A 14,126-nucleotide genomic window follows, 5' to 3' on the forward strand; every position below is an offset into this window, starting at 1 on the left:
CTAGTTCATCAAATAGGTCTTGGTTGTACCATAAAACTTCTGTTGATTTATTAAATGGAATACCGATAATCTTATCATCTTGTTCTATTTCATCCCTAACACCTTCTAAGATGTCTTCGTAATCGGTAATTCCATCTTCACCATTTACTCTATCTGTAAGGTCTGCTACCATTCCAGCTTCGCTAAATTGTAGCATCCAGTCAGGATATGCTTGGGTAATTGTTGGAAGATCCTTAGGTGATTGCATAGTTGCAACTAGGATTTGGTTAAGATCTCCATAACCACCTTGGTGTTGAAGAGTTATTTTTACATCTGGGTTTTCTTTTTCAAAATCAGCTACAAGGCCTTCAAGAGCTTCTCCTTGGCCACCACCCATAGCGTGCCAAAATACTACTTCAGTTTGGTCTTCTTTGGCAGGTTCAGCTTCTTTTTCTTCTTCGGCGTCTTCTGCTTTTTCAGCATCTTCCTTGCTTTCTTCTGCTTTTTCTTCTACTTTTGTTTCTTCTTTTGGAGCTTCTTCGTTAGCATTGTTGCCACAAGCTGAAAATACTCCTAAAGATAAAACTAGAGCTGCAAGTAATGTTAATTTTTTCTTCATTTCTTCCCCTTTAAAAAAATTTATTTCCTAAGTTCCCGTAAAAGCAAACTTAATTTAACTTACATTTAATATATACCCTTAAAACAGATTTTAATCAATCTTAACCCTTAATTCCTCCAAAGGATACTCCTCTTAGGATTTGCTTCCTAAAGATAAAGTAAAGGATTAGGATTGGAAGGATAGTTATTGTTGATGCTGCCATCTGGAGGTGGATTAATTGACCTGCCTCAGTGGCAAAGGCTGATAGACCATTTGATATTAGCCTCATGTCCTTGGTATTTGTAACAAGGATTGGCCATAAAAATGAGTTCCAACCTGTTATGAAGTTTAAAAGTCCAATGGTAAAGAGATTTTGCTTGCACATTGGGATCATAACTTTTCTTATAAATTCAAAATCACTTGCCCCATCTACTTTTGCTACGTTATAAAACTCTTTTGGCACAGATTTTAAAAATTCTTTCAAATAAAAGATATAAAATACTGACGCCATAAAAGGAATTATAAGGGCAACATAGGTATCTAGCAGTCCAAGTTTGGCAATTGTTGAATAATTAGTAAAGATAATTATTTCAAACGGCACCATCAATAAGGCTAGCATAAAATTTTGGAGCATTTTTTTGCCCTTAAAGTTCATAAAGTTTAGGGCAAAGGCTGCAAGTACTGTTGTAGCAAGCGTCCCTAAGGTATTAACTAAGGAAACAAATACTGTATTTACAAAGTATCTAGCAAAGGGAGCAGCCTTCATGGCTTCCCTAAAGTTTTCAAATTGTGGAACAGCTGGCAATAATTTTGGTGGGATGGCTGTTACCTCTCCAAAGCTCATTAGAGCTGATGAGATCATGTAAAGAAATGGAAAGAGGGTCACAGCTGCCATTATCAATATAAATATGAAGGCTAGGCCTTTTAAAATCTTTTTCATCTCTTACCTCGAAATCTTTCTTATAATCGCCCTTTGGACAAAGGTCAAAACTAAAAGGAATAAAAACAAGATTACTGCTGCTGCCATGGCGTGGCCATAACGGTACTCTACATAGAATTTCTTATAGATATAAAATACTGCAGTCATTAACCTATTTCCCACACCTGCCTTGCCGTTAAAGAGGGCAAAGATTTGGTTGTAGACCTTAAAGCTTGAGATAAAGCTTGTCAAAAACAAAAAGGTAATTATATTTGTAAGTTGTGGGAGGGTAATTTTTTTAAATTGTTCCCATCCACTTGCACCAAAGGTGTCTGCTATCTTGTAATAATCCTTATCTATACCTCTTAGGCCAGATAAGATTACTATAATATTAAAGGCAAGGCCATTCCATACACCAAAGATAATAGCTGCCAGCATGTTATTGTCAGGATTATTCAAAAACTCTATAGGACCTACCCCAATAAAGGATAGCAGGTGGTTTATAAAACCATATTGTCCGTTAAATAAATACCTAAATACAATACCAACAGCAATCACACTTGTTAGGTAAGGGATAAAAAATATAGTTTCAAAAAACTTACTACCTATTATCTTATGATTTAAGATCAAGGCTATAAACATTGATATTATAATAGATAAAGGCACAACCGTAATAGAGTATATTAGGGTGTTTTTCATAGCCAGTCTAAATAATTTATCATTTAAGACTGCAGGAAAGTTTGCTAAGCCAACAAATTCCGGGTTTAGGATGTTGTTGCTGTGAACAGACATATAAAAGGTCCTAAGCAGTGGATAGACATTAAAGATTAGTATAAAAAATAGGGCTGGTAAAAGAAAGAACCAGGCCTTGTTGGTAGACTCTGCCCTGTAGGTCATTTTCTTTTTCATTAGTAGACCCTTTCTCCGTCTTCTGTAAATAGATAAATTGCCTTATGGTCAACTCCTACCCTAACCTTATCTTTTGGATTTATATCAAGGGAAGAATCAACTACAATCCTTGACGCCTGTCCGTTTAAAGTGAAGTGTAGGATCATATATCTACCAATCATTTCACGGCTTTCTACTTCTATTTCTAGGATTCCATCCTTATCTAATTTAAAGTGCTCTGGTCTTATACCAACCTGGTAGGTTTTATTGGCTAGGTCAGATTTTTTTCTAGCTTCGACTAGTTTTGCTTTTTCTATTACTAAATCACCATTTACAAAAGCGTCCTCCCTATTTTCCATATCATAGATATTTATAATAGGGTTTCCTATAAATTTGGCTACAAAAAGGTTGGCAGGTTCTAGGTAAAGATTTTGTGGAATATCGTATTGTTGGATGACTCCCTTATCCATAAGGGCTATATAATCACTTATTGATAGGGCTTCTTCTTGGTCGTGGGTTACAAAAATTGTAGTAACTCCGACAGTCTTTACTATGTTTCTAATCTCTTCTCTGATAGATAACCTTAGCCTTGCATCAAGGTTTGAAAGTGGCTCGTCAAGCAAAAGAGTCTTTGGATTTTTAACCAAGGCTCTTGCTATAGCCACCCTTTGCTGTTGACCACCGGATATTTGCTTTGGCTTCTTATCCTTAATATCTGTTATATAGGTAAGCTCCATGTATTTTTCAGCAATCTTTACAGCCTCTTCTTTTTTAATCTTATTTTCACCTACAACTAGGGGAAAGATTATATTTTCAAGAACAGTCATATGTGGATAAAGGGCGTAGTTTTGAAAGACCATGCCTATATCTCGGTCCTTAGGATGTTTATTTACAATAGATTCTCCGTCAAAGGCAATGTCTCCCTCTGTTGGATCTAGTATACCTGCGATGATATTTAGGATTGTAGACTTGCCACAACCACTAGGTCCAAGAAGGGTAACCAAGGCCCCATCTTCGATATCAAGGTTAATTGACTTCAGAGCCTCATAACCATTGTCATAAATTTTCTTTAAGTTTTTGATATTTATCATATAAACCTCTTTTTCATATTAATGGAAATCTCAGTAATAGGTACAACATTACCACCATAAGGGCGATACCAATCCAGGTAAAGGCATCTATTTGTTTTTTTAAAGCCAAAATCACCAGCGATATGGATAGTAAAAATAACAATAAATATAGTTGCATAAACAAATCGCTATTTGGACTTATTATAGATATTACCAGGCATAGGCCCCCAGCTATAGCTGTAACTGCACTAATATAGGCAGAAAGCTTTCTTCCTTCTAGGAGAAAGTCAATCAAGCTTATAACAGCTATTACTATAAAGATTGGCATAAACATATTTTTTATTATCTCAATCATTTAAACCTCTCTAGTTTAATTATAACATAAGTTTGCCATAAGTTAACAAAAAAGTGGGGCCGTTGCAGAATGAATAAATCCTCCCAATATCATCATAGGAACCTCTCGTGAAGTTTCACCTCCTTGAGCCGGTGAGCTAAAAGTGGCCCGCCGGCCGAAAGAGGCAAACTTTGAGAGAGAACCCTATGATGATGGGACGGTAGTTATTCACAATTTGCAACAACCCCATGTTTTATTTTTTAATTAAAAGGTCTGATCTGATATAGCCTGTCTTTCCATTCACAGTCACCCTAGTCCAACCTTCAGTCTCTCCTAAGTTTAAGATTTCATCACTTGGACCTACTTCTCCTACAACAGCAGAGTTAACTGATGGGGCAAGACGCATATTTACAGTATCTTCTACTTTTATCTCAACTCCGTCAGTTATTTCTTCCCTAACTTCATTGGTCATATCTTCTTTATTTTGAGTTTCCCCAGTTTCCTCTACCTTGTTACCGCTATCATTACTTGGATTTACCATTTCTTCTTCTTGGTCATTTTCTGGATGTCTTACTGACTTATAAGAATCATCCTTGCAGCCGGTAAGGCCTAGGATAAGGGTAAGGGCTAAAATCGCACTAATTTTTTTCATTATTTGCCTCCAAAAAGATCCTCAAGTTCACTATCTGCGTAAACATAATCTGAAATTATAACTCCACTAAGATCTGCGCCTGCCCTTTCAAGCTGGCTAGTTGATTCTTCAAGGAGGTAGGATTTTAGGTTTTCTTCAGTACTAAAGATAACTGTCTTATCAGCTAGGCCACAAAATACGTTAGCCTCTGCTATACCGATATTTTCCTTGGTATTTATAAATACATAGTCATACCTATCCTTACAATCTGCAAAAAAGTCTGTGATTGCTGATGGTTCTAGGTACATATCTTCGTATTCAGAAACCCTGCCTGTCATCAAAAGGTGGAGGTTGTCATCTTCTTTTACAATAACATCCTCAAGTCTAAAGTCACCTAAAAGACAATCAACAAATCCCCTCTTGTTATAAAAGCCCTTCATCTCACAAAGCTCATCAGCCCTGAGGTTGGCATCTATTACTAGGACCCTTTCGTCTTCTTCTGACATGTGTTTTGCCATGGTGTAGATAGAATCAAGTTTCATTGTCTTATCGTCTGTAGCAGTAAAAGCTATTAAAACATCATCAACAGCAAGCTTTCTTGTTAGTTTATCTTCAAGGTTATAAAATGCTTGGAGGAGGATTTCCCTGTTTTCATCAACTTTTTTTCTATTAAACATCTAGTGCTCCTCTCTTATATTTTGGAAGTTTGCCCAAAATTTCAAGCTTACTTGCATCTTCTTTATCTAGGATACTTTCTTCTTTTTCGTCTGCCTTTGCCGTCATATCTATATCTTTAGAATCAATTTTTCTTGTGGCAGCAAGGTTTTCTTCCTCTTTTTCTTTGATAGGCTCAAGGGGTCTAGTTTCTTCTTTGACCTCTTTTTCTTCGCCAATCTCTTCTAGATCTTCTGTAAAGTCTTTTTTTATAACTTTATCAAAATCTTCATCTCTAATATTAGCTAGGTCATCATTTCCTACAAGCTCTTCATCTTCTTCTATGACTGCTTTATTTTTCTTAACTTGAGCCTTGGCCGCCTCTTCTGATTTTTTATAATTTTTGCCTTGGCTTTCCTTAAGTTTGTGGTTGTGACGACTTACACCTACTAGGGATATCACTAGGTAAATTAAAAATCCAAGAAGCCCAGCATAGGCAGCATAATTAAGGGTGTTATTGATTACCCTTGCATTTTGATAGGAATACTCCATCACACTTGCCCCTGTGTTATATATATTATTTATAACTATCATAGAAAGCTCTGCATACTCGTCTGCTAGGTCTTCTGCCCTTAGCTTGTTGGTATCTTTGACAGATATTTCTATAATTGGGGAAGATTCAATAGCAGTAAGCTCAAGCTTGTTATTAAGCTTAGAATCTGGCCAATCTATCTGTAGATTTTCCAAAGTTCTTTCTCTAATTACCTTAGAAGTTAAAGTATCAGCAAAACCCTTGGATGGACTTTCTTCATTCAAATTCTCTACTGATGTTGTTACAAGCTTACTTGTTGCCCTATACTCCTTAAAACCAGCAAAATTTAGGCCAAAATATACTACCATGGCCACAACTATACCGGCAATAATAGATGAAAGACACGCCGTAAACTTCGATTTTCTATTTTCCATTATATCCTCCAAAATCTCTAGCACCTTCAAACATTTTTTCTCTTGCCTTCTCTTTATTTATATCTCTAAGCATTTCTGGGTGCGTATACAGAAAATACCTTATATAAAACTTATATAATCTAGGAAAAAGTGCCCTGGCTAGAGCTCCCTTATCGTAGAAATATTTCTCATTATGCCCTTTAAACCATGTGGATTCATCGTTATAGATCCTAGCTATAAGGCTTTTATTAGTACTAACCTTAAGTCCCTTTCTTATAGCAGAAAGGATAAAGATAGAATCTTCCCCACTTCCATAATCTGTTCCCGCTCCAAAATGAGTTGGCAAATAAAGATTTGCCCTGGCTAAAACCTCTCTTCTAAAAACAAAATGAACAGAGCCATACCTCAGACAATTATAAAAACTTAGGTTTTTTTCTTCCTTTACCTTTACTATCTCCTCATTATCCTGGTAGATAATGGTCTTAAAGACAAAAAAATCAACATCAGGATGCTCTATAAAACCATCCTTTACCCTTTCTAGGTAGCCTTTTTCAAAAACCTCATCATCATCTGCAAAGATTACTATATCTGCAGTTGAGTTTAAAAGAGCAAGGTTTCTCGATACTGCAAGGCCTTTAGTGTCTGTAGTTATCATCCTTATTTTTTTGCCATCATCTTCTACTTCTTCGTAGGAGTTTTTCCCTGCCTGGTTTATAATAAGGGCGTCACATTCTAGGTTAAACTTCTTATAAAAATCAATATCCTCCACATTCATAGTGGAGATTAAAACTTCAACTCTCATAACTTCCTTGTTGTCTCAGCTTTCTCCCAAGTAGCCTTAGATCCTCCCCTAAGCTCCTTGTAGGCACCTAGGATTTGAGCAACCATCATAGCACAATAATACCTTGGGAAGTAGAAAATCTTACTTTTTGCCTTAGATAGCTGGCCAATAACAGCAAGGGTGTAAAAGGCAACCTGGCCTAGGAAAAATAATTTATAAAACATTCCTTCGTTAAGTATAGCAAGATTTGCAACAAACAGAACAATATGGAAAAATGCCTGCAGGTACCTTAGGGTCTTATGGCTAAAGCTAAAAAAGGAAAACCATCCATATTCGAAAATATTTAGCCTTCTGACATTGGTAAAGATATTTGTAAGAATCCTTCTTTGCATCCTTACCTTTCTTTTAAACTCATCAGCTGTTGTTTGTCCTGCTTTTTCAACTGCTATAGCCTTGGGATTGTAAAGGGCTCTCTTGTGGTTAAGTCCTGCATATAGGGGCAGTTCATAGTCGTGGCTATTAACTAGGTCTATATGCCTATAATCTTCCTTTCTAACAGCATATATGGCTCCATTACCATTTACAATAGTCTTTATATTTGATTCGATTTTCCTCATCCTAAGCTCAAAATTCCAATAAGTAGATTCGGCTACTACTGAGGATACATCATAATCTTCCTTATAAATCAGGGACCCGCATACGTATTCTATATCATCTGCAGTAAAATAAGAAACCAATTCGTCAATGGCATCTGTCTTAAACATGGAGTTGGCATCTGAAAAAACTATAATTTCACCCCTAGCTACTTCCACAGCTTCATTTTGGGCATTGGTCTTACCAAGGTGATTAACTACTGTATTTACCTTGATATCGTAGTCTGGGTTAGCTTTTATAAACTTTTCACAAAGAGCAACTGTCCTGTCATTTGAGGCATCATTGGCTATTATTACCTCATAATTTGGATAACTTGTCTTTATAATATTTTCTAGCTTTTTTTCTATCACATCTTCTTCATTATAGGCAGATATTATCACTGAGACCATGGGTTTATAGGTGTAATCCTGGTCGTTTTCTCTTTTGATAAACTTTTCTAAAATAAGAAGAACTATAGGATAGCCTATCATTGCATAAAATAGAGCTATTCCTACTAAGTAAAATAAAAATTTCATCTCTTCTCTCCTATCATACTATTATATTATAAAAGGCCTTGACTTTTCAAGAAAAAGAGCCTAAATATTGTTATTTTAAAGAAAAAAAATATAATATCCTTAAACATTTTAAATTAAAGCAAAAGTACATAGTGAGGATACCATGACCATACAATTAGACATCTTACAAAGCCTTGGCATAGCAATCATTGCCCTTGCCCTTGGCACTTATTTAAAAAACAAAATTTCATTTTTAAAAACTTTTTTTATACCCAGCCCCGTTGTAGGTGGCCTTATAATTTCCTTTATAGTCCTTATTTTAAAGGAAACAGGCGCCTATAACCTAGAATTTGATAAAATCCTCCAGGATTTTTTCATGAATATATTTTTTGCAGCCATAGGGCTTTCAGCTTCATTTTCTATGCTAAAAAAATCAGGTTCTCTTGGCCTTAAGCTTGCCCTAGCAATAGTAATTCTCCTTCCCCTCCAAAACCTAATTGGAGTTAGCCTTGCTAAAATCCTTGGCCTAAATCCCCTCCAGGGCGTAGCCATGGGATCAACCTCCATGACAGGTGGCATAGGCTCTGCCATCAGTTTTGGCAAAATCATGGAAGATATGGGGGCAGAATCCGCCATTTCCATAGGAGTAGCAGCAGCAACCTTTGGTCTCTTAGCAGGCTCTCTCGTAGGAGGCCCTACAGCCAGACGACTTATAGGCAAGAATAGACTTACAAGTAGGGGCTCCCTATCCAAGAGGACTCTAGCTGATATAAAAACTATCACCAACCAAAAGACCCTTACTAAGGCTATCATTATAGTCGCTCTTTCCGCCTTCTTGGGGACCTTTATCAACAAAATCCTAGAAAAAACCGGCCTAAACTTCCCATATTATGTGGGTTGCCAGTTTGGTGGTCTCATAGTAAGAAACATCTACGATTTCTTCAAAAAACCCCTTGATATGGATAATATCGACCTGGTTGGTAATATTTCCCTAAGCCTATTTTTATCCCTAGCCCTTATAAATTTAAATATATCGGCCATCCTAGGTCTTGCAGGTCCTATGCTTATAATTATGATTGCTCAGGGAATGTTCATATCAATCTACACTAGCCTTGTGACCTTTAACCTCTTAGGAGCTAACTACGATGCAGCTGTCATGGTGGCAGGTCATTGTGGGGTAGGTCTTGGCCAGACTCCAAATGCCATGGCAAATATGGAAGCTATCATAGAAGAAAAAGGGCCAGCAGACGTGGCCATGTTTATCTTTCCTATAGTCCTTGCCATTGCAGTTAACCTTACAAATCCTATAGTTATTACATTTTTTATAAACCACTTTGCATAAAAAATGCCAGTAAGTCCAAGTTTCAAAATGGATCTACTGGCATTTTTCTTAGTTTTCGTCTATATTTTCATTTCTTTTTTGTGTTGGATTTTCTATCTTCATATCTTGTGGATTTTGACCTTCTTTATTAGTTCTAACAGGAGTTCCTTTTAGGTAAAGATCTATCATTCCTCTTAGTTTTTCCCTAAGGTCCTCATCTCCTAGGTCAAAGTCCGATTTAAAACTTAAGTCCATAGTCATAGACCTTAGCATATTTACCTGGCTAATCCCATGTTCAAGACCCTTATCATTTGTAACTTTGGCATCTTTTTCATAGGCTGGTAAAAGATCTACAAAGCCCTTTTCTACTAAGCTTTTCTCATCTACCTTATCCATAGCTTCAAGGATTATCTCATAGATTTCCCTATAAGAAATCTTGGAAGTCGCTACCGCATAGGTCTTTTTATCTCCCTCAAGTTCTAGGGCGTAGATAGCAGCCCTAGCAAGAGCCTCTGCTGATATAATAGGGATAACCCCATCTGTAACAGGAATCTTCTTATTAGCCTTTACAAGGTCAATATGTGCTTCCATTATAGACTTATTTGCCTTGCCTATGACAACTCCAGGCCTTAGGACTGATACATTCATAAGGGGTTCTCCCTCAAAATTTGCGATTGCCTCCTGCATAAACCTAGTTTGGATATAAGGCTCCTTGTGGTAGGCGTTTTTTCTTAGGCTCTCGTTTTTTTCTGCTATTTCTGTCTTATAGTCTCCCAATAGTAGGAAGTTTTTAATCCCTGCCTTTCTTGCAAGCCTTACCACCCTACCTGTTGGCAGAACATTTCTCTCATAGAAAAATTTGCCCGCAGGCTTTCTTGGTACAGAAAGATCGCTTACCCCACCTGCATAGATAAAGCTATCGCAATCTTCCATCAGCCTTATAGCTTCAGCATCTGTTAGGTCAAAGAAGTCCTCTAATAAAAATTCTAAATTTTCTACCCCTTCAAGCTCGCTTGGTCTAATTAAATCCACTGCCTTTACAGCATAGCCAAGGTCAAGGGCGTGTTTGATTGTTGTCTTGGCAAAAAGATTTGCCCCACCTAGTATAAATATCTTTCTAATGTTTTTCATAATTTACCTAAAATTCTATATCAAAATACTCTTCAACAGCAGCATGTTGGGTGCCGTATTTTACCTGATCTTTGGCATCTTTACCTTTAATTATTTCTACAAGTCTAAGGGCCAGATAATTTGTCACAGCTGCTCCCCTAGATGTTGTAATATTTCCATCTGTTACTACTATTTCATCATCAACATAAGATCCAACATTTTCAAGTTCTTTTTTTACTGTAGGGAAAGAAGTTGCCTTTTTATTTACAAGGACACCAGCCCTATCAAGGACTATAGGTCCTGCACAAATAGCGGCTATTAGCTTATTTTTCTTATCAAATTTCTTTATAATTTCTATTACCTTTTCATTATCCCTAAGACTTTCTGCACCTTTTGTTCCACCTGGTATATAGAGGCCATCGTAGTCATCTGGATTTATCTCTTCAAGGAGAAAGTCAGCCTCATAGCTTACATTCTGACTTGTTAAAAGTCTTTTAGAGCCAGTAGTTGAGACCATATCAATTTTAATATCTGCCCTTCTTAGGTAGTCAACGACTGTAAGTAATTCTATAGTTTCATTGCCATCAGCAAGTAATTCTAATATCTTCATATATTCCTTCTTTCCTAAGCTTCTTTACTTATTATTATATCCATTTTATCAAAAAAAAGCTATGGCTATAAGGCCACAGCTTTTTTTTCGAGATTTTTATCTATTTATAAAATTTTTCATTGATTTTAGCTACTATATCTTCTGTATTAAAACCAAGTTTTTTAGCTACATCTCCACCTGGGCCTGACATACCAAATCTGTCAATTGAGATGTTTAGGCCATCAAGACCTGTAAATTCTCCCCAACCAAAAGATGAAGCCATTTCTATAGAAACCCTATTTCTAAGGTCAGCTGGTAGGACTTTTTCTCTATATTCAACATCTTGGGCCTTAAATAATTCCATTGATGGCATAGATACTACTCTAACAGCCTTACCCTCTTCTTCTAAAACTTTGGCACTATCAAGGGCAAGGGCGACTTCAGAACCTGTTGCGATAATAACTAGCTCTGGATTTTCACAATCCTTAATGATATAAGCTCCCTTATCTATTGAATCTATCTCTTCTGTTTCCTTTAAGTTTGGAACATTTTGACGGGTAAGAGCTATAACAACTGGCTTATCCTTGCTTTCCAGGGCAACTTTCCAAGATAGTCTTGTTTCATTTGCATCTGCTGGTCTAAGAACAAGGGTGTTTGGTATTGACCTTAGCATAGCAAGTTGTTCGATTGGCTCGTGAGTTGGTCCGTCTTCACCTACTGCCACAGAATCGTGAGTTAAAACATAGGTAAGTGGGAGTTTTGAAAGGGCAGAAAGCCTTACTGCTGCCTTTAGGTAGTCAGAAAAGACAAAGAAGGTTGATACGTGGTGGAAAGTACCTCCATGGGCAATGATACCATTTCCAATAGCTGCCATAGCAAACTCACGTACCCCATACCATAGGTTTCTACCTGCTGGAGTTTTGTCTCTAAAGGCTTCAGTTTCTTTTATATTTGTCTTATTTGATGAGAATAGGTCAGCTGATCCACCCCAGATATTTCTAGAAACCTTGGCTAGATCTTGTAAGATTTCCCCACTTGAAGCACGGGTAGCAAGAGCCTTATCTTCGTGCTTATATTTTTTAACCTCATCTAGGTAGTTTTCTTGTAGTTCTCTATTTATACCTGCTATGAGTTCCTTGTAGTCTTCTGGGTATTTTTCTTTATATTCTTTTAAAAGTTCATCCCAAGCGTCATTTGCTTCCTTACCACGCTTAGCTATCCCATTTTTAAAAGTTTCGTAGATATCATCTGAGATTACAAAGTCTTCTGCTTCCCAGTTATAGGCTTTTTTAACTGCCTCAAAGTCCTCAGCCCCTATTGGTGCTCCGTGAACCTTGTTTGTGCCTTGGTTTTTAGAACCATAGCCAATCACAGTTTTAACTTCTATTAGAGTTGGCTTGTCATTTTTCTTGGCATTTTCAATTGATTTTAAAATAGCTTCTAAGTCTTCGCCATCTTCTACTCTTTCATAGGCCCAGCCTTGAGCAAGAACCCTATCTTTTACAGATTCAGAAAAAGATGTAGAAAGCTCACCATCAAGACAAATATCATTTGAATCATAAAGGACTATTAGCTTATCAAGTTTTAAGTGACCTGCCAAACTCATAGACTCATAGGCAACGCCTTCCATGAGATCACCATCACCACATAAAGCATAGGTGTAGTGGTCAATTATATTTATATCTTCTTTGTTATATAGGCCTGCTAAGTGCTTTTCAGCCACAGCTAGTCCCACCGCTTGAGCTATACCTTGGCCAAGAGGACCTGTTGTAACTTCAACACCAGGAGTCATCCCTACTTCTGGGTGGCCTGGAGTTATAGATCCTATTTGTCTAAACTCTTTAAGATCATCAATACCAATACCATATCCAGCTAGGTGAAGCAGTGAGTAAAGCATGGATGAACCATGACCTGCAGATAAAACAAACCTATCCCTATCAAAAAAGCTAGGATTTGCTGGATTTGCCTTTAATACTTTATTAAATAAGGTATAGGCCATAGGACTTGCACCCATTGGTAGACCTGGATGGCCAGAATTTGCTTTTTCTATTTGAGCAACTGATAAAGTTCTAATGGCATTAACAGCCTTCAAATCATCTTTATTAAACATTAAATCTCCTTTAATCAATAATTTCCCCAAGAAAACGTTAGTAAATTTCAAGGATATTATACTCTTTTGAAAAGCTTATTCCAAATGTAAAAGATAGCAAAAAATTGACAAAATAAGAAAAACTAATCTTGTATTTAATCTTTAATTTGAAAAAATTCATTGATTTGTAAGAGCAAGGAGAAAATCCCTTCGAACATCCTGGTCCATAATTCATAAGATCCCTCATCACTCACTAGGTTCGTTCTGTCGGAATGACAATTCATAAAGAACGTAATCTTTTTACAATAAGTGCTTAGTAATTTTTGTTTAAATTATTTCTATTCGTCATAATTTAAATAAAAAGTTACATAAGCTTATTCTATCATTTTCTACGGAAGCTAAAGCTTTCTAGAAAATGATGAATAACGCAAAAAACATCGGTCATTTATAGCTTTTTGGCTTTACCGATGTTTTTTGCTAGCATTATATTCGTCGCATGTCCTCCACGAGCCGGACGGGCTAGCTCAAAAATTACATAAGGTTTTTCATAAATTTCTACTGCGGCGCTTTCTTTGCACCTTGAGAAATTTTGAAAATCATCATAATTTTGCCAATGAAGTCCTATCCCAATTTTGAATTCAAGCCCGTCGGCTCGAGGAGACAAAATTGCTGGAAGGACTCATACTTTAGTACAAAATTCTGATTACCATTAAAAAAATTCCTCCCCAAACTCATAAAGAATTTAAAGGAAGAATTTTATCTACCTTGCATTACAAGATAATAATCTAACTAATATAAATGCTAAGGAACGTAATCTTTTTACAATCAATGCTCCTATTCGTCGTTTTCTCTCTCGCTTCGCTGCGAGGTGCTCCGCACGGGCCCTCCATGAGCCGGGCAGGCTAGCTCAAAATTACATAAGGTTTTTCATCAATTCCTACTGCGGTGTTACACACCTTGAGAAATTTTGAAAATCGTAAAAACTTTGCAAATTGAAGCCCTATCCCGATTTGGTTTCAAGCCCGTCGGCTCGAGGAAATCAAATCGATGGAAGGTCTGACACTTTAGTG

At 36.7% G+C, this 14,126-nt stretch carries 14 protein-coding genes; 1 reads left to right on the top strand and 13 read right to left on the bottom strand.

Annotated features, from left to right (window positions below):
* The 10 genes from Q0410_RS06380 to Q0410_RS06425 form a co-directional block, all read right to left on the bottom strand.
* Nucleotides 1-598: ABC transporter substrate-binding protein (locus Q0410_RS06380; protein ID WP_299034471.1), on the bottom strand; the 598-nt coding region annotated here is incomplete at its 3' end.
* A gap of 100 nt (nucleotides 599-698) precedes the next feature.
* Complete coding sequence (locus Q0410_RS06385; protein ID WP_299034474.1) at nucleotides 699-1,517, bottom strand: carbohydrate ABC transporter permease; 819 nt, start codon at nucleotides 1,515-1,517, stop codon at nucleotides 699-701.
* Between the two features lie 3 nt (nucleotides 1,518-1,520).
* Nucleotides 1,521-2,405 (bottom strand): carbohydrate ABC transporter permease, encoded by an 885-nt coding sequence (locus tag Q0410_RS06390; protein WP_299034476.1) that lies wholly within the window; start codon nucleotides 2,403-2,405, stop codon nucleotides 1,521-1,523.
* Nucleotides 2,405-3,475 (bottom strand): ABC transporter ATP-binding protein, encoded by a 1,071-nt coding sequence (locus tag Q0410_RS06395; RefSeq protein WP_299034478.1) that lies wholly within the window; start codon nucleotides 3,473-3,475, stop codon nucleotides 2,405-2,407. Before Q0410_RS06395 ends, Q0410_RS06390 begins: the two co-directional genes overlap by 1 nt.
* Before the next feature lie 13 nt (nucleotides 3,476-3,488).
* Nucleotides 3,489-3,809, bottom strand: coding sequence for a hypothetical protein (locus Q0410_RS06400; RefSeq protein ID WP_299034479.1), 321 nt, complete (start codon nucleotides 3,807-3,809; stop codon nucleotides 3,489-3,491).
* A gap of 232 nt (nucleotides 3,810-4,041) precedes the next feature.
* On the bottom strand, nucleotides 4,042-4,440 hold the full coding sequence (locus Q0410_RS06405; protein WP_299034481.1) for an SH3 domain-containing protein: 399 nt from the start codon (nucleotides 4,438-4,440) through the stop codon (nucleotides 4,042-4,044).
* Nucleotides 4,440-5,096 (bottom strand): AAA family ATPase, encoded by a 657-nt coding sequence (locus Q0410_RS06410; RefSeq protein WP_299034484.1) that lies wholly within the window; start codon nucleotides 5,094-5,096, stop codon nucleotides 4,440-4,442. Before Q0410_RS06410 ends, Q0410_RS06405 begins: the two co-directional genes overlap by 1 nt.
* The gene (locus Q0410_RS06415; protein ID WP_299034488.1) at nucleotides 5,089-6,039 is read right to left on the bottom strand and encodes a hypothetical protein; all 951 of its coding nucleotides are present in this window, start codon (nucleotides 6,037-6,039) and stop codon (nucleotides 5,089-5,091) included. Before Q0410_RS06415 ends, Q0410_RS06410 begins: the two co-directional genes overlap by 8 nt.
* Nucleotides 6,029-6,820, bottom strand: a complete 792-nt coding sequence (locus Q0410_RS06420) for a glycosyltransferase family A protein (protein WP_299034490.1) — start codon at nucleotides 6,818-6,820, stop codon at nucleotides 6,029-6,031. Before Q0410_RS06420 ends, Q0410_RS06415 begins: the two co-directional genes overlap by 11 nt.
* Nucleotides 6,817-7,968, bottom strand: a complete 1,152-nt coding sequence (locus Q0410_RS06425) for a glycosyltransferase (protein ID WP_299034492.1) — start codon at nucleotides 7,966-7,968, stop codon at nucleotides 6,817-6,819. Before Q0410_RS06425 ends, Q0410_RS06420 begins: the two co-directional genes overlap by 4 nt.
* A 142-nt stretch (nucleotides 7,969-8,110) precedes the next feature.
* Here Q0410_RS06425 and gltS point away from each other — a divergent pair, with 142 nt between their 5' ends.
* On the top strand, nucleotides 8,111-9,289 hold the full coding sequence (gene gltS / locus Q0410_RS06430; RefSeq protein ID WP_299034496.1) for a sodium/glutamate symporter: 1,179 nt from the start codon (nucleotides 8,111-8,113) through the stop codon (nucleotides 9,287-9,289).
* Between the two features lie 48 nt (nucleotides 9,290-9,337).
* Here the strand turns inward: gltS and Q0410_RS06435 are convergent, their stop codons facing one another.
* The 3 genes from Q0410_RS06435 to tkt all read right to left on the bottom strand — a co-directional run bounded on the left by Q0410_RS06435 (nucleotide 9,338) and on the right by tkt (nucleotide 13,077).
* A complete protein-coding gene (locus tag Q0410_RS06435) occupies nucleotides 9,338-10,399 on the bottom strand; it encodes an NAD(P)-dependent oxidoreductase (protein ID WP_299034499.1) in 1,062 nt (353 codons plus the stop codon).
* 7 nt (nucleotides 10,400-10,406) lie between these two features.
* Nucleotides 10,407-10,988, bottom strand: coding sequence for a DJ-1 family glyoxalase III (locus Q0410_RS06440; protein WP_299034502.1), 582 nt, complete (start codon nucleotides 10,986-10,988; stop codon nucleotides 10,407-10,409).
* Nucleotides 10,989-11,088: 100 nt separating this feature from the next.
* Nucleotides 11,089-13,077, bottom strand: a complete 1,989-nt coding sequence (tkt, locus tag Q0410_RS06445) for a transketolase (RefSeq protein WP_299034506.1) — start codon at nucleotides 13,075-13,077, stop codon at nucleotides 11,089-11,091.
* Nucleotides 13,078-14,126: the final 1,049 nt, after the last annotated feature.

The sequence above is a fragment of the uncultured Anaerococcus sp. genome, assembly GCF_937934665.1.
Taxonomy (GTDB): domain Bacteria; phylum Bacillota; class Clostridia; order Tissierellales; family Peptoniphilaceae; genus Anaerococcus.